Raw genomic sequence first — 25,461 nt, forward strand, 5'->3', positions numbered from 1 at the left:
TGGAGGTGAAATGATGGGAACATCAATGGTCGTAAATCGATATTATAAGCAAGAAGAACAAACAGAAAATATTCTTCCAAAGCTTATCGAAAAAAAAGTAAAGGTTGAGATTAATAGTAATGAAAAGAAGTATATACCTATTGAACTAGGTATAAACAAGTATGAACTTAGGACAATCTTTATTGAAAATACAGCAAATAATGATTATGAGTGTACAATTTTTGATAAACAAAAAGATGGACAAATTCAGTACAGCAGTATTAAAGAAAAAAGAACATACGATATAATCAATATTCCTTGTGACGATAAAGATCAAACAAAGTCTTGTCACCTATTTATTGAAAATTTTAGTAATGTTCCTTCGTTGTATACTGTGGTATTAAAAGTAACGACGTTAGTATAAAGTAAGTTTTATATATACAAGTAGTTTTGGGTTATCAATAGAAACAGTGAGGAGGATAATTTATGACAAAAGCTATTTTTACAAAAGGAACTTGCAAGAAATCTGAATTATTCGAAACTTTAATTAATATTATGAAAAATGCAGGTTGGATATACCATAACGAAGATACGCCAACTCAATATCCCGTTTTGTACACAAACGGTAAAAACGGTAACAGGCATTTTGCTATTAATTTATGTTGGGAGGATGGTTTCGTAACTGCTGCAGATATTCGAAAGACAACATATGCAGATGGGGTTTTTAAATTAGGATGTGTTACAAAAGATCCTTCAAACAATTCTATAGCTTTCCGTAGTGGAGATCAATGGGATACATTAGCATTCTTCCCAGGGCGGAGATATGATACGTGGCAAAATGGAAGTAGCTACAATCGTGCAGGTTACGAGTTAAACTGGGATATTGATTATTATTACTATGCAGATAAGGATTGTGTTATCTTTGTTATTTTACCATTTAAATATACAGGAAAAGAAAATACTATTATGTACTTTGGCTTTCCTGAACAGTCGTTTGTGGAGGAAGCTCAACGAAACTACACTAAACCATTTTCAGGTGGAATTTATGCTAATAGTGGTCATGCTGGGACAACGATTGGTTCTAAGCGTATTCGGGTTGTAGACAACCCGAAAAATCTACCAGAATTAGCTACTTTAACAAGCCAACCACATTCTGTAAACAGTTTAATACCTCAAATGTCACCAAACCTAGATAATAAGTTTTGTTTAAGTGAAATATTTATTAGTTATGGTAACAATATCGGAATGCGTGCACGGCTAGGGAGAGTATACGCATTACCGCCGGGTGGGATGCTTGATGGTGATATTATTCAAATTACGATTAATAGCGAAGTTCAAAGATATCGCTATACAACACTGGGAGCGGCTGATCAGACCTATACATCGTTCCCTACACAAGCAGTAGCAATTCGAGTAGAATGAGGTGATATAAAATGGAAGCGATTTTTACAAAGGGTTCAACGACAAAAGCTGGGTTATTTGATACATTTATTAATATAATGAAGGACGTAGGTTGGAAAGTTATGAATGAAGGCATTAAGGTGTCGGCTGACGGTAGTGTAGTCCTTCACTCAAAAGGTAGTTTAGGAAATACACCTATGTATATTGAATTTATTCCATATGAAGGTACTAACGTATTTGATAATGCCAGCTACGATATAAGAAGAGGGACCTATGGGTCAAACTGTTTATATCGATACTTTACAAACTGGGATGACGAGAAGAAAAAGGGGATAGGAGGTTCTAGCTATCAAAGATTTAATTTCTTCAATGGTAGATATCCTACCACTTCCTCGTCTGGATATATCTCTATGCGTTCTGATATTAAAGTAGATTACTACTATTATTGTGATTTGGATCGAGTAATATTTGTAACCGTACCTGACAATAATGATTTTACTACGTATAAGCCAGGGGGATCAAGTTATCAGGCATGGGGGCAAGTTATTCAACCTCATATTAACTTTTTTGGAATACCAGAAGAGTCTTACTTGGAAGAGAGGAATGAACCAAGTTACTCATTTGTTATTCATGCTGCATCATCAACTTCTTATTACAACGTTGATTCAACATGGGGGGCAGATAATTATCCGTATATTATAATGGATAAACCTGCAAATGTTATTACTAATAATAGTCCATATTATGCAAGGTTCGACTATATGGGGATAAGTCCAGGACCCGAAGGTATGATGTATCTTACGGACTTTTATTTAAATATACCAACGGAAGGATTAAGAGGTAAATTAGGATTTATAAAGATATGTCCTTCTAATGGTAAAATAGTAAATGGTGATATTATTGAGGTGACCACTGAGAATAATATAGAACGTTATTTGTATATAGTTCATCCTTCTGGATATTTTGGTAGTGACTCTAATTATAAATCTACAGGTTCATTTTTTGGTACTAACATAGCAATTAGAATAGGGTAGGGGGATATCAATGGAGGTATTTAAAGCTCAGTATTTCACTCCTTTGTTAGTTCAAAATAACTATTCAAAAATATATCTTCATAGAGCGAGTGAGTTTGTTCTTACAACGTATTATTCTGGTGACAAATTATCTCAGAATAATACGATGAGTGAATTTCCGGCAGTATGGTATGGTGATGGTGAAGCAATGAGTATGCTTAATGAGGCAGGTGATTACTTTGTACGGTTTTTCTACCTTGGTGGTGTTCGAGTAACCCCCAGGGATACAGAAGGATTCTTTTTGCAGAACTCATTTTTATCAAAAGAAGAAATTTATGAGCAGAATTTACCAAGAAAAGAACCATTAGAATCACCATGGAAAAAGCGAACATATAGCAAGTAAAATAATTACAAATTTTATTGAGATGAGTATACAAATTACAATTGAACCAGGGAAAGTTCTATATACGCCACTGGATGTAGGGTGTAACAAATACGATATTCGTACGATTTAAGTTACAAATGATTCAAACGTTGAAGCAATGTTATTTATGTACGATCAAAAAGAGAATGGGAATCAAGTCTATAAAAACTTATCAGAAAAAAGAACATATGATATTTTGGCTATTCCTTGTGAGGATAAAGATCATACAAACTAGGTACATCTTTATATAGAAAATAGGGCGTAGCAACCTCTACTTTTAATGTTTCTATGAAAGCAATACGTTTAAATTAAGGAGGAACATATAAAATGACAAATAAAATTTGTAGGTTACACAGACTAGAGCGCAGAGAAGTCTTTATGAAGATTATCGATGAAATGAAAAAGGCTGGATGGCAGCAATTAAATGCTGACAAACCGGATAAGAATAATATTTTTGTTATGTATTCTACAGGTAATGATGGAACCAAAAACAATTATATTGAGCTGCGTCCTTATGATACGCTTTCAAAAAATTCTTCATTATCAAGTTCGTATGACATAAGAGAACCGAATGTGAAATATACAGATGGTAGTTACAGACTAATCAGAGGTTACGATAAAGAGGGTGGGAGTGGAACTGGAGAAGAAGCTTGGTTCTCTTTAGTATTCCATCAAGGGAAAGCAAATTATTCTAGTGGGGCAATTGCTTTAAATTATGAAAAATATATGGTTGACCTATATCTATACGTCGATAAAGATACTGTCATTTATTGTGTATATGCAAATGATGATGAAATCCCATCTCACAAAGGAAAGACAGTGATTGGTTTTATAGGCCTTCCAGACGAATACTATCAACCGGAATTATTTTCACCGTATTCTTGCCCGTTCAGTGTTATGTTTAGCTGCGGTTCTCGCGGTCAAACAGCTACACATATAACTGATAGAAGTAAATTTTCAGGTTCCGTTCCATATTCTGATACAAACTCTACATTTTATTGGGATAAAGTCCTTCTAAAGGCACCCTCTAATGAAGGAAAGATAGTTTTCACTCCTTTATACATGGGAGATAGTCGTGAAGGATTTAGAGGGAAGTACGATGGCTTTTACATCTATAGAGGTAGCGGTTTTATTTATGGTGATATTACAGAGGTTGTTGAAAATGAGGAAATTCATAAGTACAAATTATTTTACACGTCGGCCCCTATATCTAATCAATTTAATTCATTTAGTGATTACTATGTAGCTTTACGGATTGAATAAGTAGGAGGTAAGTATATGGCAGTACTTCAAGGTATGATCATATCTCCAACAATGCTATCTCATGCCGGATTACGTGAAATAAATACACATCGTCAAGGTAATATAGTCGATCCGGTGGATTTTTCACATACAGGAGTTAGGCAACTTCTCACACATCGAGGGGTTATTTTAAATCCTGATAATTGGATGCGAACAGGTATTAGGCAGATTTCCACCCGTCAAGGTACCATAGTCAATCCAATTGATTTTTCACATACAGGAGTAAGGCAACTCCTAACACATCGAGGGGTTATTTTAAATCCTGATGATTGGATACGAACAGGTATTAGGCAGATTTCCACCCGTCAAGGTGTTGTGCACAATTTATCTCAAGGTAAGAAAGGAACTGCTGAAAAAGAAGTAATGAAGCCACCACGAACTGAACCACTAGAGTATGCGTGGAAGAAAATGAATATGTAAATCTTTTATACGATAGCGTGCCAAAGCAGGCTTTTTTATTTTGCTTTGAAATGTAAAAAGGGGGTGAAAGTTTGGAAAGGATTCATGAACTTGTAAAAACATTAAATGTAATGGATGTTATTAATACCACCCAATTTAAAGTTGCTTCCGTAATTAGTGGAGGATTGGGAACTATATTTAATTTTTTATATGGTAAATCTAATTTAATTTGGATTATCATTTTAGTATGGGTAGTTGTATTAGATTGGATAACTGGTAGTAAGGCTTCAAAATTAGATGGTACGTATTCATCACAATATGGAATTGAGGGCATTGCACGAACTGTGGTGCTCTTTTTATTACCTTCTTTAGCGCATTTATTTGATATTGCATTTAAACTACCAGAGTTTTTCTTTTTTATGGTAACGGGTGGTTTAATTTATCATATTTTTAATAGCTTTACAGCCAATTGTGTACGGATTGGCTGGGATAAATGGATTCCTACTTGGTTGTTAGAAAGTGTATCTTCTGAAATTGAAGCGAAAATTAGAAGATCAAACTCTAGAAAAGAAAAAAGTTAAACAAAGACAAATATAAAAAATGATAGCAAAAGGAGCAGTCTCAATTGAGTTGCTCTTTTTGTTTATCGAGATTTTATTTCAGTTATTCAACAGAGAGCATGCACAGCATTATTTGTGTGGATGCTTTTTCCTACACAAAAAAAGAATGAACAGCGTGAAGAGTAGTACCAAGCTGTTATTCAAAAGAACCAGGAAGTTATTGAAGAATAGGCAAAAACTTTTGGATCTATTTCTAAAGACGTAACAGGAATTAAATAAAAACTATTTGAAGGAGATGTTCAGTAATGGGAAACATTGTAGATATTTCAAAATGGAATGGAAGTATTAATTGGGATGTAGCAGCAGCACAATTAGATTTAGTAATTGCTAGGGTACAATATGGTTCAAATCTAGTAGATCATTTGTATAATGAGCATGTAGCCAAATCAGAACAATACGGTATTCCACATGCTGCATATGCTTATGGATGTTTCGTATCAGTAGCAGATGCAATTGTAGAAGCTAAGGATTTCTTAGCAAGAGTAAATCCTAATGCTAAATTCCTTGTATTAGATGTGGAAGATGACACAGTAAAGTCAATGAAAAGCAAAGGTAACCTTAGTGATTTAGCTAAAGCATCACAAGCTTTTATTGATACATGTAAAGCTGCAGGTTGGAAAGTAGGATTTTATGTAGCACACCATATGTACGGTGACTATAATTTACAAAGTGTACAAGCTGATTTTGTTTGGTTACCACGATACGGAACAAATGACGGCAGTCCACAGAAGAAACCAGCCTATACTTGTGACATTTGGCAATATACCGATAATGGTTATATTGATGGTATTGGAAAAGTGGATATTAATTTATTGCAAGGTGACAAAACGCTGGATTGGTTTACCGGAGAGAAACAATCAAAACAATCTGTTGCTAATGGCGGTTATCAATATGTTAAATCTGGTGGTTTTGGTATTTCATTGGTTCAAGAAGCTCTATATGCTATGAATGAGCGTGGAACTAAAGGACAAGTTATTTCTAATCCATTAACTGGTTTAGCATACTTGCAAACCGAAGTGTTACCAAATGGTGAGCTTGATAAGATTACAGCTTGGATGGACGAAAGAAACTGGTGGTACGAGTATTTGAAATAAAACATAAGCCGTCCTGTTTGAAATGAACCCAAAAAGTTAGACAAAAAATTTAAGCAGTTGATGGAATATGAGTCCGGTATTGAACTGGACTCATTCCATTTAACTTTGCTTTAATTCTTTTGTGATTATAATAATGAATATAATTATCTAATTCTATCTTAAAATGTTCCATACTCTCGAACTCTTCAAGATACAATAATTCAGACTTTAATAAGCCAAAGAAGTTTTCTATGACTGCATTATCTAAACAATTACCCTTACGGGACATACTTTGAACAACCCCATGCTCTTTTAGCGATTGTTGATATCGCTTCATTTGGTAGTGCCACCCTTGATCTGAATGAAGGATAGGGGTTCCCCCATTGTTCAAGCATTTAAAGGCCTTATCTATCATTTTAGAAACGAGAGAATATGCAGGCTTATCTTCTATATTGTAAGCTATAATCTCCCCGTTATATAAGTCTAAAATAGGAGATAAATACAACCTTTTACCATGCAAATGAAATTCGGTCACATCTGTCACCCATTTTTCATTAGGTTTTGAAGCGTGGAATTGACGTTTTAAAATGTTAGGAGCGAATTTTCCTACAGTCCCCCGATACGAACGGTATTTCTTCATCCGTACAAGACACTTTAACCCAATAGAAATCATCAAGCGGCGAACTGTTTTATGATTTAGTAAATATCCTCTATTTTGTAATTCTAATGTAATACGACGATAGCCATATCTACCGTGATGTTCATCAAAGATCTCTTTTATCAGTTCTTTAGCTTTCTCGTATTTGTCTGGACGATTCATTTGTTTAATCCAATAATCGTACGTACTCCGAGCGATACCAGCGATTTTCACAAGATCGATGATCTTGTATTTGTGCCTTAATTCATAAATCACTTTTGCTTTGTCTGGTTCTGTAATGCTGTCTTTTTCTGAATTAAGGCATTTAACTTTTTTAAATAATCAATTTCCATAAGTAACCGTTCATTTTCTTCTTGTAATGCCTCTATAGATCCTTTGACAACCTTATGATTTAATTTTGGTCTTATATTTTTGTTTTCCGTAGCTGGACGTCCTCTTTTCTTTGTAATCAAGGAATCCACGCCATTTAAATCATATGCTTCTTTCCACCTACGAACTGTTTCATAAGATGGAATATTAAAAATAGCTGCTGTTTCTCTAATAGATGTCCCTTGTTTATCCATATAATTAAGTACATCCAGTTTATACTGAAGGGAATAGCTTGTATAGCGTTTTTCAAAAGCTTTTTCACCTACTGCTTTGTATTGCTTAACCCACTGTTGTATTACACTTGGATGAGTTTTTATAGATCTCGCAAGTTTTTTCACGCTATCACTGCCATCTAAATATTGTCTTACCACTTCTAATTTTTTTTCTTGTGAAAATTTAACCATAAAAAAGTACACCTCCAATTGTCTTTCGTGTCTAACAATTGGGGTGCACATCAGTTTGGGCGGCTTTTTTTATTTCTATGTAATTAAATATAGAACGTACAACTTTTATAGAGATGCCTCCCGTTTATATCACGCATTCATAAGTAATTCTTTTAGTTCTTTTGTGGATATCAAAACAAAGACGTTAAAAATCTAAACCTACGTAAATGGGACTGTCCTTCTTGCCTTACACATCATAATAGGGATATTAATGCAAGTATCAATCTAAAGATTGAAATGGAATTTATTATTTAAAGAAGTTTATTTTAATTCGGTTCTATTTGGTTAATAAAACATTTTTATTGAACAAAAAACTCAATTAAAAATTGAATTTTCTTAATAATTAGTCTGGATTTTATAAAAATGTTATATAATCCCATGGAATAAAATGTATGATATATTTTAATTGTAATATATAAAATTAAGAGGAGGAATTATAATGGGTAAATTCAGAAAAATAATGGGTGTTGCGTTAGTAAGTGGGATGGTAATTAGTGGATTGGGGGGGATTGGTACAACTCAAGCCAGTGCCGATGAAATGAGAGCGCATTCATATGTAAAGGCACTCCAAACGGAACCAATTAAAAAAGGGATTGGTGGCCGAGCAACCTTAAATAGTACAGGTTCAGTTTTAACTACCAAAGTAACATTACCAGAAATCAAAAATAGTAATGGAACTCTTAAAGCGAAAGGTGGCGAACTTTATATTTATTCTGGTTTTTCTGGTCCGGTGGAATCAGATATTGGATTTTTGTATAGTGAAACATATAATGTTTGGAAACCCTATATGAAAGTAGGTGAAGATAAATACCCTATTTATATTGAGGGGAAAGATGAGTTTACGAACTTGAATGGCTTTAAACCAGGAACTGAAGTCCAACTTACGATTTATAAAAACTTAAATGGCAACACTAGGGCAACCTACTGGGGAACAAATGGAAAAGGCAATACAGGAAGATTAATTTCTGAAATCAAGAATACTAATATTAGTAAAGTTAACAATTGGAAAGCGTTATCTACAATTGCAGTAAAAGATGACAGTCAAACGAAAAATATTAAAGTAAATACCCAATATAGAGCTACGTTTAGTGATATTTTAATAGATAATAAGCCTATTAATCCTATTAGTAATGCTACTGAATTTGCAAAAATCTATACAAATAATAATAAAGTATCAATTGATATTATTGAGAAAAAGTAGTTATTAAATTATTAATTAGATATTTATCTACTATATGTTGAATTTAATTAGGTAAATTATTTTGTATAGTTATATTTATCTAGTAAATTATGAATTCAACCTATCAATACAAAGTACAAAGCAGTAAAGTAATACCATGTCACTGCTAATTAAGTATATGTAAATATAGGATAATTATAATCAGTAAAAGTAGAATCTTCATAAGGATCCGCTTTTACTGATTGTAATTGATTCGCACTATCTAGTAAAAATCCCATTTTCACCAAGTTAATATTTTCGAGTATCCTCAAAACGAAAGAGCGAACCATAATCTTTATAGGGAGATAAAAAGCTTTTTATTTCTTGACTAATATCTTCTAAATTTCCATATATATTATCTGCGGCTAAATTAATTTCCTCATTAAAATAATACAGCTGTTCATCTACATAATCGAATCCCTCACAGCAATTATTATGTATTAAATCAGATATAAATGGTTGAATTTTCAATACATTTTCTTCATTTATCATAAATTCCTTACATAACAGTCCCAGTATAATTTTTACGGGTAATTTTTTATCATACGTTCCTTTTATGTTTTTTAATTTAGATACAATATCAACTAACTTATCATTACTGGATAAAGCAACTTCTATAATTTCAATAGAAGGACTATCTAATGTTTCAATTTTATGATCAGCCCACTTGATTACTTCAGTTTTTGAAAATAAACCAATTTGTAACCCTATCCTTAATACCTCAGCTATTACTTTTATATTAACCATATCTATAACCCCTTAGAATTTTTGATAATTATACGTCACAGTAACCTAAAATTCAAAAAGGTATTGTTAGCGGGCGGTAATTACAGAAATGTTAAAATTAAGGATTGCTATCCAACTAAGAAACAATATACCCTAAAATGAGAAAACTGATATCTCTAGTTCAAGAAAACAGTAGTGCATAAAATAACTACTACTTTTATGTTTTCTGCAAGTAAATTATTTAAATTCTTGTCTATATAGTTTAAATAAATGGCTCCAATGAATAATACAAAGGTTTCAAATAATATAAAGGTTTAATTGATTATAAAATTCGAGTGGAAAATCAACTAAAAGTGTTGAAATCTAAAAAATCGTAGAAAATAGGGTAGGAGAATTATAAATGAAAGAAAAATAGTATTGAATTCTTTAAAAATAAAAAGAAAAAATATCAGATAGATTTTAGAAAAGGAGCAGAAATAAGATTAATAATTTTTCAGGGATAAGTAAGCGCTTTATATTCGAGGGAGGTGGTAGGAAGAAATGTAATTTCTATTTTAATAATGTTCTATTTAACTTATATTTTGTATAATAGAATTGTTCAATTTACAAATAAAGGAGAGTTGATTATGAAAGCCCATGCAGAAAGAATTTTTAAATCTTATTTACCCAATAATAACTTGAAACCCGATCAATGGAAAGCTATAAATTTATTATTAGAGAATAAACGAACCTTAGTTATCCAACCAACTGGCTGGGGAAAAAGCGTTGTTTATTTTGTTGCCGCAAAACTTTTTAGAGAACAAAATAAGGGAATAACTATTATTATAAGCCCACTACTTGCGTTAATTAGAAACCAACTTGAAGCAGCAGCTCAAATGGGATTGAACGCTTATACAATTAATAGTGATAATACCGAGGAGTGGGAAACTGCTAATAAAGCAATTGTGGATAATCATTGTGATTTACTGATTGTGGCTCCTGAAAGACTTCATAGTGATTCGTTTAGGGAAGATACCCTGCCGTTAATTGAAAAAGGCCCAGGTATTGGCTTAATTGTTGTAGATGAAGCTCATTGTATATCTGACTGGGGGCATGACTTTAGGCCGAAATATAAAAAAATTATTCAATTTGTTAATACTTTGCAAAAACAGATTCCAATGTTAGCTACTACTGCGACAGCAAATGCTAGAGTAGCGGAAGATATAAAAACTCAATTGGAAAATAATGTGGAAATTATTCGTGGATCTTTAATTAGAGAGAACTTGTATTTGAAAATTATCTCTGCAAAGAATTCTTATGAAAAAATGGGATGGTTGGATTACCATTTGAGTAATGATAACCTGAAAGGATCTGGAATTGTTTATTGTACGACTCAGAAAGAATGTGAAAAAGTAACAAGATGGTTAATATCTAGGGGAATAGATGCTGATTATTACCATTCTGGTATTAAAGACAAAACAAAAAAAGAGGAGATTGAAAAAAAACTTATTAATAATAAACTCAAAGTGGTAGTATCAACTATTGCTTTAGGAATGGGATTTGATAAAAAAGATGTCCGTTTTGTAATTCATTATAATTTATCATCTTCATTGATAACTTATTACCAGGAAATCGGTCGTGGTGGTCGGGACAATAAGGGGGCCGAAATTGTTTTACTTTATTGCCCGAATGATAAGGATATGTTAGAACGAATGATTAATTCTGGTATAGCAGATGAGAAAGATTATCTAAACATTTTAGAATTAATTGGCCAGACAGAAGCTTCTATATATGATTTAATGAAGCTATATAATCTACATAAAAACCAAATTACGAAAATAATAGATTTACTAGAAGCAGAAACGCTAATTTATAAAGATGAAAATACAAAAAAATATTATAAATCTGCAAATATGAATTCATTATCCTTAATACAGAATTCTAGAATTCGTCAAGCTAAACTAGATGAATTAAACTTAATGGTGGCGTATGCAGAAAATCATAGTGAGTGTTTAATGAATTATATAATAAATCATTTAGGAGAATCTGAAATTAAAAGATGTGGACAATGCCAAAATTGTCACAGGGTGCCAACGATTCTGACAGAATTTAACACAGTTTCAATACAACAAGCTGAACAATTCATAAATCAACAACACCTATTAATTAAACCGAAAGATAAATGGCCAATTGGTGGGAGTAAGGGATTTAAAGGGAAGATTCCGGAAAATTTAAGATTCTTTGAAGGGCGTGCTTTATGTCTTTATCAAAACGAGGGATTAGGAGAGCTAGTTATACGAGACCGATATCAAAATGGATTTTTTGGTGATGAGTTAGTCGCAAACTGTGTACAATATATTAAGGATCATTATGAGGAACTAAATAGTCCAAAGTGGATAACAGCTGTTCCATCCCTTAGAAATCCAGATTTAGTTCCAAAGTTCACTGAAAGAGTAGCTGCATTATTAAATATTCCATATAAACAAGTATTGTTAAAAGTCGAAGATACTCCGGAACAAAAATATATGAAAAATGCTAATAAACAAGCAGCAAATATTATGGATGCATTTACTATAAGTGATGCTTTACTTGAAGGTCCAGTTTTACTCATAGATGATATAATGAATTCTGGTTGGACATTTGCAATATGTGCTATGAAATTAAAAGAAGCAGGATGTGAAAGTATAACACCCCTTGCTCTTTCAAAAACTTAATTTTTATACTAGAAAGGGGATAGAAAGTGCTTAAACCTATTTCGCAAGATAGTTTTGTTACGCTACTTTTATGTACTTATGTAAAACCACAGGAAAAAATAGTAAATGATTATAAACCGTTTACACAAAAAGAATGGATTAAATTATCAACTAAAATTGCTAAATCTGATATTGCTCGTCCTTCTAACCTTTACAATAAGTCTATTACAGAACTAATTGAAGAGTTAAGAATTAATACTTACGAAGCGAATCGTATTATTACACTTTTATCTAGAAGTACTTCTATGGCACTAGAAGTAGAAAAATTTGCATCAATGGGTATTTGGATAATTACTCGCGCTGATGAACAATATCCCAAACGTTTTAAAAAGGTTCTCAAAGGTATGTCGCCTAATATCCTTTACGGAGCAGGAGATGTTGATATTTTAGCCAGTGAATCTATAGGAATTGTCGGCTCTAGAAATGCAGATGTGAATTCTATAGAATTTACTAAAAAACTTTCTGAACTAGCGGTTTTTGAAGATTTCACAGTAATATCAGGAGGATCTAAAGGGATAGATTCAGTTGCTCATAATTCAGCGATTGATAGTGGAGGAAAAACGATTGCAGTTTTATCTGATGGGCTATCTAAATTTATAAAAAATAAAGATAACTTAAATTGCATATTAAATAAGCAATTGGTAGTAATATCTCCGTATCATCCTAATTCACGTTTTTATAGTTATACAGCCTTAGAAAGAAATAAGTATATATATGGCCTCTCTAAGCTCACAGTAGCGACAGCAAGTGATTTTAAAAAAGGTGGTACATGGTCTGGAGCAACAGAAAATATAAAAAATAATTGGGTACCAATGTATGTCAGACAAGACGATTCATCAATGGGTCTTTTGGAATTAGCAAAATTAGGTGCTAAAACATTATCTTTACATAATTTTAAAGAAACTACTATAAGAGGTTTATTGAAGAATGAGTCTGTAGCTAATGAATTTAAAATGGTCACTGATTCTTCTGATAAACGTTCTGAAATATATACTCTGGTTTGGCCGTTAATTGAAAAACATTTAAGGAAGCCAATTAATGTGAAAAAATTAAGTGATATATTAGAGGTAGAAGAAGGACAACTAAATATATGGATAAATATAGCTAGAAGAGAAGGTAAAGTTAAATTTATAGATGCAGATATCGTAGTTGCATCAGTTTTTTATAATGCTGAAATTGATCAGAGTGAGCAAATAAATATGTTTAAATTGTGATTTTTAATTATAAAGGAAATATTTTTCACCTTGGTTGATTTTTTAAAAATTAGAGTAAACGTATTACTGTTTTGTGTTAACAAAATATTTTATAAATATAATTTCACTAGTTAATTTTAAATTACTAGTGTAAAGGTAATTTAAAATTAGTTATAATTTAAGGTTATCGAGGTTATAAATAATTATTCCTGGATACCAGAAAATTTTTATTGTATATTTTATTAAAATTCGATGCCTTTTCAAAGTTTCTAGTTTGAAAAGGCATTGAATGCATGGAAAAGAGTAAGGTAAGATTTTTGCATTAGTTTATGATAATTTAAAACATTTAATTAACGATATAAACGGAATATAAAAATGAACTTTGATTCATAGACTAAATGTAAATCAAAGGGAGATGTTTTAAATAGTGAGATGAATATTATATCCACTTTAATAATCCTGTGTATTTATTGTAGAAAAATAATGGGATTAATTAGGGGGAATTATTTTGTTTTTACGTGCGGATATTGAAGCGAAGGAAAAAGATTTAAAATCATTACGTGAAAAATTCCAAACTTATTATGAATTAGGGTAAGCCATCTGTATAAATGAAGTGCCCCCCAATTGTTAGACACAGTCTAACAATTGGGGGGCATTTTTTATGGATAAAGTTTCTTCAAAAGAAAAAATTGAAGGGGTGAAACGATATTTAGATGGTACCTTGCTTGCCCTTCCTTTGGCAAATGGGTTCTTAGCAGGAGGATTATGCGTGTAGTGGCTCCAAGTTAAGCCGTTTCAGATTAAGAAAGATTGAAAAAATAATCACACATATAAATTCAACATACTTCTCAACTTTGTATTTTTTCGCTGCAAAAAACAAGTATTAAGTAAATGATGACTGCCACTATTACACCAGCTGATAATATTTGGTAAGAAAGTAGATGATTATATCCAAATAGGCTTGTAATGATAACTTTATAGGAATAAAATTAAAATATAGTATGTTTTCTCTATTGAGGGGGATAAAATTTTAAGATTTAAGGAATTAACCAAAATCCGGAAAGTGTTCACCGTTTCACTATTGGTAATGTACATGAAAAGCAAGATATTTGTGTTTATAAATACTGTTTTGTAAGCGGTTTCCAAGTGGTGTGCGAAGGACAAACTAACGAATCTACCTTAACAATAAATTAATTAATTTATTGGAATAGCTATTTGATTCTTTCATGATAAGAATGAAAATGTTCCTAATGATATGATTAGTTTCCTGAATAAATAATAATATACTTTTCCATATTGAATGAGTGAAGGATGAAAAAGGGTTTTTACATACATTTTTTGTAAAATAATAAATAACCTATATATAGGAAGAAGGGATAGGATTGAAAACAAAAATCACATCAAATGAAATTTTCCTTATCAACTATGAGAATTGGAATAAAGTTTTATGTGAACATTTTTTTAGTAAAAATAATGAGAATAAAATAGTTTACCTATATGTAAACGAAAACCTTATAAAAAAATTAGGCGCTAAGTTGGGAGTAAGTGAAGACGATGCCATGTCCTCGTTTTGTAAAAGTGTCAGATTATTTGGAAGAAATGAACCTGACAAGGTGTTTGAAAAGGCACGTATATGGGGCAGAAAATGGTTTAACCAAGGAATCAACGGGTATCCACCGTTTATTGCTGTTTTGGCATTAACAGTTTTAGCAGCTACTAAGATGAAAGGAAATAGAGAAAAAGGGATAGGCGCGGGAAATTATTATCTGAGATTAAGAAGCCTACTGGAAATTGAGGGAGAAGGTAGGCCTTTTTCCTTTCAGCATACAAAAACATTATGGAGTTACCTTACTTCTTGGCAAAAGGAGAATAATGGGAGATTTGGGTATACGAACGTTTTTAGATATGGCCAACCATATGTAGGTTATCCAATGTCACAGTGTCTAGTTAAAGATGCCGATAGACAACTACTTTACGAGTTTTTTTATTGGGCAGGACTTCGACCGGGATTAGAAGTTAATTCAAATTCGATGAGGGAGCAATTTGAATTGTATCTTTCAACAAAAATTTGCAGGCTATCTAGATTGTTTTTTAATAAAAGCAAAGGAATACAAGAGGGGATTATTCAGGCAGTGCTATTTGAATATCAAAACTGGAGTGGGATTAAAAAACTAGATAATAAGGAGTTTTTACTAGATATAAAAGAAAAAAATAAGCCGAAGAAGTATAATTTATTTTTGCGTATTGATGAAGATAAACAGACCAATTTTTTTAATCCAAAGTTAAAATTGGGATACTTTGCAATTGTTGATGAAAATATTATTTTTAATGAAAATATGGAGAATGAAGAACTTAAAGGCTTTCGTTATAATAACAACACTTTTTATAAAGAAGTTAATTTAAATCAAGATACATTAATAGATAAAAATCTCTATTCACTTCTTTATAACCAGCTAGAATTAGTGTTTGAAGGTGGGAATTTATTTTTTCTTCATCGTGGGACTGATTTAGGGATTAATGGTTGGATAAATAGGGATAGCATAGTACAGGGGAAGGATCACATTGTATTATTTAGCTCCGAGGCTGAAAAGGTTGTAAGAACTTGGGTTTATTTGAATGATTTCTTATATAAGGAAATTGTAATTTCAAATCTATCTTCTTCATGGAAATGCTTATTAGTGAAAGTGCATGAAAAAGATATTTTAATTACGCAAGAATTAGAAAAACAATTCTATTTTACTAAAGCACAAGATAAAATCACATTTCAAGAAGGACTCAAAGTAGGTAATATGGAATGGTTATTAGATGCACCACCGGAGGTATCTATTATTACCACCCCAAAAACCACAATCTTTATTAATGATGTACCAGTATTTAGTTTAATAAACGGAGAGGATACAATTAATCTCCAAAATATTCATTTAAAGGAATCTCGAATTTATAGAATTAGATTCAATGATATTGAGAAAACAATTCTATTAAAGAATAACTACGAAAATTTGATAACATTTTCTCAATTTAAACCTAAAGAGTTTTCGGATGGGAAACTTAAAATTGCGGGCACCTATATTTATGATGCATTGGAGAACTACCCTAGACCATATAAGCAAAAAGGATTTAAGGCTTATTTAAGTACTAAAAATACAAATAGTACAAAAATAATTCCAAAGTTTATTAATGCTATGCCTTTTAGTTTAGATCGTGACTATTTGAATATGGGGGTTCATTTATGTACCAACGGACTTACTAAAGTAAGACCAATAGACTTATTCTTTGAATATTTAACTATTAGAAAAGAGGGAAACTGGGATTCATTTCTAAAAGGGGTAAAATGGTGTTTTGGTTCAGAGAATATAGGCTTAACAGCGTATAAAGTTAGGAAAAAACTTTCCCAATTAGGGTTTGTTGAATTTATAGTGGAAGGTGATTCAAATAAATATTTTTGGAATGTAATCCCGATGTCTATTGCAGTTCTTCCTTCTAAAGACCCTATTGTCTACCTAACTGGTGGACGTACAAGAGAATCAACTAAACAACTACAGGGATTTGCCGAAGGAATGATAAAGGTTTTTCAAGCAATTCCTAATTCACATTATGAACCTATATCAATATATTTATTGGGAAATACCTTAGATAGTTTAAAAGATTTTTTGAACACTTTAAGTATTAAATTCAACTGGGGATTGGATTATTTTAGTTACGATCTATTACGATGTTTACCTATATTAAATGAATATATAAATAATGCTTCGGAATATCAAGAACCAATAAGTAATAATACTTATTGGGTAGTTAAAGGATGGGATCTTTTTAGCCATAAATGGATTAAAGATAAAGATTCCCCATTGAAGATGTATTTAAATGGTTTTGGTCAAAACTTTTGTTTATACAAAACATCTAACAGAAAAACGGTAAAATTAAACAAAGAAATAGGAAAACTATACTATGCACGGCAACAAGGGGTTTCACTTTTACAATATAAAAATTATGAATTAAGAGTTAAACAAGGATATGAATTACCTGAGCTTTATGAAAGAGTATTAACTTCATGTGTAGGACAATGTCCGGGAGAAGGAAATGGTTATAAGGTTTACAGAAATGTTCCACATGAAATTGCTATTTCCTTAGCATATAAGTTAGGTTTTCAGTTAAATTACTATGTTTAGGTGGTGTAATAATGAATGATGTACTTGGTGCATTCAACAGAATGAAAGAGATGTATATAAGGTATATGGATAGCCCATATGCCTTAGGGCATGAAAAGTTAATGGCAGAGCGGGAAGAAATTTTGAGTAAGGAAGGTAATATATATCAATATCCTTATATTGAAGCTATGCCACCTTTTAAAAGTTCTAATAAGAATGTTGTAAATTCTTGTGAATCTATTGGATGGCCTACCGATTTTGGTGAATTTGCTTCGAAAGGGCTATTTGGTAGCAACCATAATTTACATTTACATCAATTCGAAGCTTTTAATCAAGTTTTAAAAAATAAAAAAAATGTTGTTGTTACTTCGGGAACAGGTTCTGGGAAAACTGAGAGTTTTTTGCTCCCTCTCATTGCAAATATTTTAGATGAAGCAAAAAATTGGGAAAGCCCAGGAGAAAAAACAAATCCTTGGTGGCAAGAAGGGAATCAGTGGAAACCTCTGAGAAGTAATGAAACACGTACACCAGCTATTAGAGGATTGATACTATATCCGTTAAATGCCTTAGTTGAGGATCAATTAGTAAGGTTAAGAAAAGCTTTAGATAGCAAGGAAGCTAAGGAGTGGCTTGACAAAAATAGAGGTGGAAATAGGATTCATTTTGGTAGATATACAGGAAAAACCCCTGTTCCCGGAGAACCTTCCAATAGAAATAAAGTAAACAAATTAAAAGAAATAAGTAAATTGATGCATAGAAAGCAAAATCAATTAGAAAAACATTTTGGGGATTTAATTCAAAGTGTCATAAGTGAACCTACTCAAGAAACTAAACAAAAAGTAAAACTTGAATTGCAAAGTGAAGTTAATAGGAATCTGTTGAATTCTGATAATTGGAGCAATGATGAAATACTGTTAATTAGAAATAAGCTCAAGCAAAAGTATCACGAAAAATTAACATTTATTAATCAAGTTGGCGGGTCAGAAATGCTGTCCAGATGGGATATGCAGGAGTATCCACCTGATATTTTAATCACTAACTTTAGTATGTTAAACATTGTTTTAACTAGATCAATTGAACAGAAAATGTTTGAAAAAACAAAACAGTGGTTGGAAAAAGACTCTAATAATATATTTTATTTAGTCCTTGACGAATTACATACTTATAGGGGAACAGCAGGAACAGAGGTCGCTTATGTTATTAGAACGTTATTAAGCCGCCTTGGACTATCACCTGAAAGTCCGCAACTTAGAGTAATTGCCACTAGTGCCTCCCTAGATGAAGGTGGTAAAGAGTTCCTAGAAGAATTTTTTGGTATACCTGTTAATAAATTTGAGATTATTACAGGAGCTAGAGAAGGAACGAACTTATTTGAACAAGGTGATTATTTTAGAAATAATCCTGAATCATTCATGAATTATTATGATTTGTGTAATAAGGATTACGTGAAAGCAGTCGAAGAACTATGTAAAGAGTTTAACCAACCTTTCAATAGCTATAATGTTGATGAATCCTTATACAAGGTACTTGATAAATCTGGAATTTTACATGAATTTATTAAAGAATGTGAAAAGCCAAAATCTATAAAAGAGCTTAACGATAAGATATTTGGCTCAAAGAATGAATCAATTAACGCAATTGGCGGGCTCCTTCATGCAATAACTAATGCAAGGAAAGATGATGAGGCTGTAATACCTATTAGAGCACATTTGTTTTTTAGAAATTTCCAAGGGCTTTGGGCTTGTACGAATCCCGAGTGTTCTGTTGTGGATGAGAAATTTAAGTATAGTGATAGGAAGATAGGGAAGCTATATAACCAGCCTAAAGTTCAATGTAGCTGTGGTTCGAGGGTATTGGATTATTATTATTGTCAAAATTGTGGTGATTCATTTTTAGGAGGATATAAAAGTAAAGGAGAGGGAGCCGATCTTTATTACCTATCTGCAGATTATCCAAATCTGGATTTATTACCGGATAAAATTCCCTTTCAAAAGAAATACGGTGAATATGCTCTAATTTGGCCATCTGCAAATATTGATGATGATATTAAAACATGGCAGAGAACACTCGATAATGGTAAAGGTAAATTAAAGTTCTCATGGGTAAAGGCTAACTATGAAAATAAAATTGGAAAAATTAATAGGGATATAAGTTTTCTTGAACATAATGCTTATTTATTTTTAATAGAAGGAGAAGATGAAAAAAGTAGAAATCAAATGCCTGCATTTCCGATAAAATGCCCTCATTGTGCAGACGACTGGGAATCTAAAAATCCTAACATAAAAAATGAACCATTAGAGAGTACAAAGAGAACTCGATCTCCAATAAGAGGTCAAAAAACAGGTTTTGATATGATAGCTCAAGTTATGCTAGATACCCTTATGAGGGAATTACCAGAAAATGAATCGCCTAAAGCCGTTTTATTCTCTGATAGCAGACAAGATGCAGCTAAACTTTCAGCCAAAATTGAATTGAATCATTATTATCATATTTTAAGGTACATTGTTGTTTCGGTAATGGGAAATGAACATAACCCACTAAAGTCATTTGTAAAGCAGCTTCAAGGACAGGTTTTAGATGAAAATGAGAAATTAGAGGCAGAAGAATACCTATATAACCATCAAACTCAGGCAATGCTGTTACAACTGTATTATCATGGAGCTCTACTGGAACAGCAGAAAGAACAAGTAAAAAAAATACTTGATTCAATGGATAAACCTGTGAAGCTTATGGAATTATGGAAACCTATTGAGCTTAGTCTAATAAAATTGGGTATAAACCCTGGGGGTACTGACCAATCATTAAATGAACATGGTAGTTATAAATGGGTACAGCTTTATGATTGGAGTAACTTGGTACGACCAATACCGAGGCTTGATACACTCCCAGTAGAACTCGATCAATTAGGAGAGCAAATTAGGGGAAGTTTAAAGGATAATGTTCTAGCCAATGTTTTATTTTCACAAAGAAAAAGAGATCTAGAATCATTATGTTTAGCAAGACTTACGACTGATTTCGATTTGGAATTAACAGAAAATATGGGGAAACAACCTGAATTTTGGAGGCAGCTTATCGATAGTTCAATAAGGATACTGGGTGGGTTAAGAAGATATGACGGTAACAGGGTTCAATCAGATAACCCACCTAGTTTGTTAAAAAAATATTGGAAGGCAGTTGCAAAAACGAATAATTTAAATGAGGAAGAGCTAATTTTATATGGAAAAAGAATTTTTGAAAATTTAAGAGGTGTAAAGGATTATTTAATTTATTCCGATGAAATATATATAGTCCCTGCAGGTCAGCAAGTTCATGAATGCATAAAGTGTGGAAGAAATCATCTCCATGCATCATGTAATGTTTGTACAGATTGTTTTTCCATACTAGAGGAAAACACATTAGAGGATATAAAAATTAATGATTACTATAGGTTTTTATCGAAAGACAAGAAAACATATAGAAGATTTCACTCTGAAGAGATGACTGGTCAAACTGATTCTGAACTTGCTTCAAGGAGGCAGCAGCTGTTTCAATCAATTTATGATTTTGATGATATTCCATTAGTTGATGAAATAGACATTTTAAGTGTTACCACAACAATGGAGGCTGGAGTAGATATAGGTTCTCTTCAACTTGTAGCAATGTCTAATATGCCTCCACAAAGATTTAACTATCAACAACGTGTTGGGCGTTGTGGGCGAAGAGGTACGGCACTTTCAATAAGTCTTACTTTATGTAGGGGGCGTAGTCATGATGATTGGTATTTTGACAATTTAGATAAAATAACAGGTGATCCGCCTCCTCAGCCATATATAGATTTGAAATCTGAAAAAATATTTTCTAGGATATTATTTAAAGAAATATTATTTCATGCATTTGCTGATACTGGTTTAATAGATGAAATTGATGGTGGAGAGAGTGTGCATGGTGAATTCGGCCATAAAAACGATTGGGATTTATATAAAGATAGGATTCAATCTTATTTTCAGTCAAATGAGGGTATTAAGCAGTTAAGTAATATATTACTTAGTTTATCGCACCAATCTAAAGTAGAAGAGGATGAAAAACAAAAACTTAAAACTTATATTATAAAAGGTGAACTTTCCAAGAGAATCACTGATATTTCGAACGATTCTCGATTTTCTTCCAACTCATTAAGTGAAAACTTAGCTGCTGCCGGTTTGCTTCCAATGTTTGGATTTCCAACTAGGGTTAGGCTATTTCACCATGAAAAAAGAACACGAAATATGCCTCCTCAATCTCTAGAAAGCGGAACAGTTGACAGAGACTTGGAAATAGCTATTAGTGAGTACTCACCGGGATCAGAATTAATAAAAGACAAAGTCAAACACAAAGCTGTAGGAATTGCACATTACTGGGTACGGGGAAGACAAATTATTGCTGAAGAGAATCCTTTAGGAAACATACGGAATATTGCAATATGTACAAACTGCCATATATTGTTTGACCAGGAAACATTATTCCCTATGAATTGTCCTTCTTGTAGTTCTCCATTGGGTGAAGATAATAATTTTATTTTTAGAAAAATACCTATTTCAGAACCACAAGGATTTAGAAGTGAGTGGGTAAAAAGGGATTATAATGAAGAATTCGAATGGAGTTCCCGTAGTTCAATTCCAAGGTTGGCTGATGATGCTTTAATAAACCAAAATATCAAACAATTATATAATATTAAATATTCATCACAAGAGGGAAATGTATATTCAATCAATGACAATAATGGCCAATTATTTACTTTCCAAAAAGCAAATAATCCATACGAAGGTTGGATAGAAAGAACTACTGTAAATAAAAATGGTTTTAGGCCTATTCTTTCTGAAGATGATACCGAGACAGTTGCATTAGCTTCAATTAAAAATACTGAGGTGTTAGTTATTGCCCCTAGAGATACTATGTCTGGAATAACATTTGACCCAATAAATTTGGGAGTCAAATCAGGACTTATTTCCTTTGGGTATTTATTTAGACGAGTTGCAACATCAATTCTGGATGTTGATGCAGATGAACTTCAAATTGGAATTAGGTCAAAAGTCGACTCCATCCAAAATCGTACCGTAGGGGAAATTTTTATAGCTGATAGGCTTATAAATGGTGCAGGCTATTCAAAACACTTGTCCAATAACAAAATCTTAGATGAAATTATTACAGATTTAACAGAAAAACATATTCATATTCCTATTATTAAAGAGCATAATTGTGATACATCATGTTATGATTGCTTAAGAACATATGAGAATATGGGATACCATCCAATATTAGATTGGAGACTAGCGCTAGATGTAGCTTCCATATTTAAAGATAGTACATTTATTCCTAGTATAGATAATAAATGGAAGGGTACAGTGAATAATGCAATTAATAGTATTTTAGCTAATTACGGTGGAACGTCGGTTGAATGGAGAAGTGGCTTACCTATTTTAACCCTACCGTTTCCTGATAAGCCAGTTTCTATAATCTTCGTACATCCTTTTTGGGAAAAAAGAGACCGAAAGGAATTTAGAAGTAGCTTATTAGAGGTGACTGAAAGTTTTGAAAAACTGGGACATATGATAATGAATTACGATATTTTTGATCTAATAAGAAGGCCAAACTGGGTAATAATGAATACTATAGAAAGAAAAAATCAGGAGGATTCATTTATCTGGTAATTATTTAAACATTTTTATAAAATAAAATTTGTGTTTAAAGAAATTGATTCGAAAAAAATAATTTTTTAACATCCTCCTTTGATAAATTTAAAGGGGGATGTTTTATAGAACTTGGGGTATTATTCATCTTTTTAGATGGTTTCCTTGCTAACTTATTTATTTAGCATTTTTTAATAGTGGATGAAATTGATGGGATCTTCGTCAGTATGATAAGGATATTGTAAGAGAAGCGATGGGGAGGGCAAATGAATCGGGTGGAGGGAAAGTAGTTTTTTTTAGACGTGTAAATATCCATAAGCCTGCTCCAACTCTCCTTACTTCTAAGAGCATAAATATAGGTCATCTGTTCGATAGTCGTTTATTAAGTATAGAGGAATACTTAGAGATTCTGAAATTTTTCGAAGGATATTAAATGGCTGGAACTCTCATTCAGCACTATAAAAAGATTGGTAATGCGGTTCCTACACGTTTGGCCCAAGTGTTGTTAAGTGAATCAATTTACCAAATGTTAAATAAAATTAAAAAGGCACATGAGCGGGTGCGAGATATGGTAAGATAGGATATGGGAAGAAATCCTTATATCCTTTTATATTAGAACCTATATATGGTTATCTGTAATATTTAGAAATAGGAAAGCGTAGTGAAACAACAGATCATACCTAATAATTATGGTATTTTCTAATTATTTTCTGTTAGTCATAAAAGTAAACAAATGTTTCATTAAAAGAGGCGGTTGGAAAAGGGAGAAAATTATGAGAAATTTTTACATGGGGGAAATATTTTCAAATAAAGCAGAGTGTGATTTTAATCCAGCAAAAGGCAAGTTAACAGGTAGATATGGCACATATCAAAAGAAACAGGTTAAATCTTTAAAGTATGCAACATATATGAGGCGGAATACAAAAATAAGTAAAATCAACAAATGTTTAAATACCCAAAAAGGAATTTTTAATTATGAAAGAGTAATTATCAGTGGGGGAGAAAAGGTAATTCCCGCAATACTGATATTTGGTCATCCAAATTCTGCGGGGAAGGAGAATACGCCTTGGAAAGATGTTTTTGATTCGGATCGTGGTCATATAAGGTATTTTGGAGACAATAAAACACCCGGGAAATCTCCTGACACTTCCGAAAAAAATAAAGTTCTGCTTGAAGCATACGGTATGTATGAAAGCCATGATGTAAAAATAAGAAAACAAGCACCTCCTATTCTTTTTTTTGAGCAACTTGAAATAGGAATTTATAAATTTCATGGATTTGGAATTATTGATAAAGTTGAGTTGGTAACTCAAAAAAATAAATTACAACAAATGTTTACCAATTATGCATTTGATTTTACTGTTTTTCACACTAAGAATGAAAATGAGTTATTTAATTGGGAGTGGATAAATGAAAGGCGGACTGGGGGAATCCCAATTGATATAACTTTAAAAAAGGCACCCACCTCATGGAAAAATTGGGTTAGATATGGAAAGGGAAAGTTGAATTCTTGTAGAAGAAATTTAGCTGAACTTGAAGTGACAAAAGGCACTGGACAAACTAATTTGCCTAAACAACAAGAAAAGTTATTAAATGACATTTATAACTATTACAATGGAAAAAAGCATGACTTTGAATATCTTGCTGCCTATATAACGGAATTAGTTTTGAAAGAAAGTAATCAAAATTATTTTACTGGTTGGCTAACTAAAAAATCTTCGGATGGTGGAAAAGATTTTATTGGAAGATTAGACATAGGAAGTGGTTTTTCCCGTCTAAAGGTTATTACGATAGGTCAAGCAAAGTGTGAAAAAATAAATAAACCAACAAATGGAAAAGATATTGCTAGATTGGTTGCTCGATTAAAAAGAGGATGGATAGGTGTTTACGTAACAACAGGATTTTTTTCTAAAAATGTTCAAGTTGAGTCGTTAGAAGATGGTTATCCAATTATATTTATTAATGGAAAAAGAATTAGTGAAGAAATCGAAAAAGAAATGGTAAAAATCGGTTTAGAAACTTCTAATACTATGGAAGTGCACAATTATCTTAGTAAACTTAAAAATAATTATGAGATAAAAAATAGACGACCAGAGGAAATATTATATTAAGCGCGAAAA

At 32.1% G+C, this 25,461-nt stretch carries 17 protein-coding genes and 3 pseudogenes; 18 read left to right on the plus strand and 2 right to left on the minus strand.

Features of this window, described 5'->3' with window-relative positions; all coding sequences use genetic code 11:
• The first annotated feature begins 13 nt into the window (after positions 1 to 13).
• From N2V79_RS28175 to N2V79_RS28220, 10 genes and pseudogenes are all read left to right on the plus strand, one after another.
• Positions 14 to 403, plus strand: coding sequence for a hypothetical protein (locus N2V79_RS28175; protein WP_098818646.1), 390 nt, complete (start codon positions 14 to 16; stop codon positions 401 to 403).
• Positions 404 to 465: 62 nt separating this feature from the next.
• Complete coding sequence (locus tag N2V79_RS28180) at positions 466 to 1,401, plus strand: hypothetical protein (RefSeq protein ID WP_098818647.1); 936 nt, start codon at positions 466 to 468, stop codon at positions 1,399 to 1,401.
• Between the two features lie 11 nt (positions 1,402 to 1,412).
• Positions 1,413 to 2,414, plus strand: coding sequence for a hypothetical protein (locus N2V79_RS28185; RefSeq protein ID WP_098818648.1), 1,002 nt, complete (start codon positions 1,413 to 1,415; stop codon positions 2,412 to 2,414).
• A 10-nt stretch (positions 2,415 to 2,424) separates the two neighbouring features.
• On the plus strand, positions 2,425 to 2,796 hold the full coding sequence (locus tag N2V79_RS28190) for a hypothetical protein (protein WP_000451643.1): 372 nt from the start codon (positions 2,425 to 2,427) through the stop codon (positions 2,794 to 2,796).
• Positions 2,786 to 3,129: pseudogene (locus N2V79_RS28195) on the plus strand (hypothetical protein). Before N2V79_RS28190 ends, N2V79_RS28195 begins: the two are co-directional and overlap by 11 nt.
• A gap of 15 nt (positions 3,130 to 3,144) precedes the next feature.
• Positions 3,145 to 4,080 carry a hypothetical protein gene (locus tag N2V79_RS28200; protein ID WP_340720457.1) on the plus strand — a complete coding sequence of 312 codons (936 nt, stop codon included), beginning with the start codon at positions 3,145 to 3,147 and terminating at the stop codon, positions 4,078 to 4,080.
• Between the two features lie 15 nt (positions 4,081 to 4,095).
• A complete protein-coding gene (locus N2V79_RS28205; protein ID WP_257207113.1) occupies positions 4,096 to 4,539 on the plus strand; it encodes a hypothetical protein in 444 nt (147 codons plus the stop codon).
• Positions 4,540 to 4,610: 71 nt separating this feature from the next.
• Complete coding sequence (locus tag N2V79_RS28210) at positions 4,611 to 5,099, plus strand: phage holin family protein (protein ID WP_098818650.1); 489 nt, start codon at positions 4,611 to 4,613, stop codon at positions 5,097 to 5,099.
• A gap of 75 nt (positions 5,100 to 5,174) precedes the next feature.
• A pseudogene (locus N2V79_RS28215) lies at positions 5,175 to 5,357 on the plus strand (BhlA/UviB family holin-like peptide).
• 26 nt (positions 5,358 to 5,383) lie between these two features.
• Positions 5,384 to 6,232 carry a GH25 family lysozyme gene (locus tag N2V79_RS28220; protein ID WP_098818651.1) on the plus strand — a complete coding sequence of 283 codons (849 nt, stop codon included), beginning with the start codon at positions 5,384 to 5,386 and terminating at the stop codon, positions 6,230 to 6,232.
• A gap of 49 nt (positions 6,233 to 6,281) precedes the next feature.
• On the opposite strand, the gene N2V79_RS28225 is transcribed toward N2V79_RS28220, so the two are convergent.
• Positions 6,282 to 7,642 (minus strand): IS3 family transposase gene (locus tag N2V79_RS28225; RefSeq protein ID WP_340720458.1). Its coding sequence is split into 2 segments (ribosomal slippage): positions 6,282 to 7,186 and positions 7,186 to 7,642, totalling 1,362 coding nucleotides; the frame shifts between segments, so codons are not numbered across the junction.
• 162 nt (positions 7,643 to 7,804) lie between these two features.
• Between N2V79_RS28225 and N2V79_RS28230 the strand changes: the two are divergent.
• Together N2V79_RS28230 and N2V79_RS28235 are read left to right on the plus strand one after the other, a co-directional pair.
• A pseudogene (locus tag N2V79_RS28230) lies at positions 7,805 to 7,936 on the plus strand (zinc ribbon domain-containing protein); the annotation flags it as partial.
• A 184-nt stretch (positions 7,937 to 8,120) separates the two neighbouring features.
• Positions 8,121 to 8,882, plus strand: a complete 762-nt coding sequence (locus tag N2V79_RS28235; protein WP_340720459.1) for a YrpD family protein — start codon at positions 8,121 to 8,123, stop codon at positions 8,880 to 8,882.
• Between the two features lie 267 nt (positions 8,883 to 9,149).
• On the opposite strand, the gene N2V79_RS28240 is transcribed toward N2V79_RS28235, so the two are convergent.
• A complete protein-coding gene (locus N2V79_RS28240; RefSeq protein ID WP_340720460.1) occupies positions 9,150 to 9,647 on the minus strand; it encodes a hypothetical protein in 498 nt (165 codons plus the stop codon).
• 605 nt (positions 9,648 to 10,252) lie between these two features.
• On the opposite strand from N2V79_RS28240, the gene N2V79_RS28245 reads away from it, so the two are divergent.
• The 6 genes from N2V79_RS28245 to N2V79_RS28270 all read left to right on the plus strand — a co-directional run bounded on the left by N2V79_RS28245 (position 10,253) and on the right by N2V79_RS28270 (position 25,452).
• Complete coding sequence (locus N2V79_RS28245) at positions 10,253 to 12,319, plus strand: RecQ family ATP-dependent DNA helicase (RefSeq protein ID WP_213747221.1); 2,067 nt, start codon at positions 10,253 to 10,255, stop codon at positions 12,317 to 12,319.
• Positions 12,320 to 12,345: 26 nt separating this feature from the next.
• On the plus strand, positions 12,346 to 13,572 hold the full coding sequence (locus tag N2V79_RS28250) for a DNA-processing protein DprA (protein WP_213747222.1): 1,227 nt from the start codon (positions 12,346 to 12,348) through the stop codon (positions 13,570 to 13,572).
• A gap of 1,361 nt (positions 13,573 to 14,933) precedes the next feature.
• On the plus strand, positions 14,934 to 17,717 hold the full coding sequence (locus N2V79_RS28255) for a hypothetical protein (RefSeq protein WP_340720461.1): 2,784 nt from the start codon (positions 14,934 to 14,936) through the stop codon (positions 17,715 to 17,717).
• An 11-nt stretch (positions 17,718 to 17,728) separates the two neighbouring features.
• The gene (locus N2V79_RS28260) at positions 17,729 to 23,362 is read left to right on the plus strand and encodes a DEAD/DEAH box helicase (protein ID WP_340720462.1); all 5,634 of its coding nucleotides are present in this window, start codon (positions 17,729 to 17,731) and stop codon (positions 23,360 to 23,362) included.
• A 412-nt stretch (positions 23,363 to 23,774) separates the two neighbouring features.
• Positions 23,775 to 23,921, plus strand: coding sequence for a hypothetical protein (locus N2V79_RS28265; RefSeq protein ID WP_213747225.1), 147 nt, complete (start codon positions 23,775 to 23,777; stop codon positions 23,919 to 23,921).
• 193 nt (positions 23,922 to 24,114) lie between these two features.
• Entirely contained in the window at positions 24,115 to 25,452 is a 1,338-nt protein-coding gene (locus N2V79_RS28270; protein ID WP_340720463.1) for a restriction endonuclease, read from the plus strand.
• Positions 25,453 to 25,461: the final 9 nt, after the last annotated feature.

This window comes from Bacillus sp. CH_70, from assembly GCF_038007045.1.
GTDB lineage: Bacteria > Bacillota > Bacilli > Bacillales > Bacillaceae_G > Bacillus_A > Bacillus_A cereus.

Coding starts and splice junctions, on each gene's coding strand:
- N2V79_RS28240 (WP_340720460.1), bottom strand. CDS start 9,647: ATGGTTAATATAAAAGTAATAGCTGAGGTATTAAGGATAGGGTTACAA.
- N2V79_RS28180 (WP_098818647.1), top strand. CDS start 466: ATGACAAAAGCTATTTTTACAAAAGGAACTTGCAAGAAATCTGAATTA.
- N2V79_RS28220 (WP_098818651.1), top strand. CDS start 5,384: ATGGGAAACATTGTAGATATTTCAAAATGGAATGGAAGTATTAATTGG.
- N2V79_RS28235 (WP_340720459.1), top strand. CDS start 8,121: ATGGGTAAATTCAGAAAAATAATGGGTGTTGCGTTAGTAAGTGGGATG.
- N2V79_RS28190 (WP_000451643.1), top strand. CDS start 2,425: ATGGAGGTATTTAAAGCTCAGTATTTCACTCCTTTGTTAGTTCAAAAT.
- N2V79_RS28260 (WP_340720462.1), top strand. CDS start 17,729: ATGAATGATGTACTTGGTGCATTCAACAGAATGAAAGAGATGTATATA.
- N2V79_RS28245 (WP_213747221.1), top strand. CDS start 10,253: ATGAAAGCCCATGCAGAAAGAATTTTTAAATCTTATTTACCCAATAAT.
- N2V79_RS28205 (WP_257207113.1), top strand. CDS start 4,096: ATGGCAGTACTTCAAGGTATGATCATATCTCCAACAATGCTATCTCAT.
- N2V79_RS28200 (WP_340720457.1), top strand. CDS start 3,145: ATGACAAATAAAATTTGTAGGTTACACAGACTAGAGCGCAGAGAAGTC.
- N2V79_RS28265 (WP_213747225.1), top strand. CDS start 23,775: ATGGCTGGAACTCTCATTCAGCACTATAAAAAGATTGGTAATGCGGTT.
- N2V79_RS28185 (WP_098818648.1), top strand. CDS start 1,413: ATGGAAGCGATTTTTACAAAGGGTTCAACGACAAAAGCTGGGTTATTT.
- N2V79_RS28175 (WP_098818646.1), top strand. CDS start 14: ATGGGAACATCAATGGTCGTAAATCGATATTATAAGCAAGAAGAACAA.
- N2V79_RS28270 (WP_340720463.1), top strand. CDS start 24,115: ATGAGAAATTTTTACATGGGGGAAATATTTTCAAATAAAGCAGAGTGT.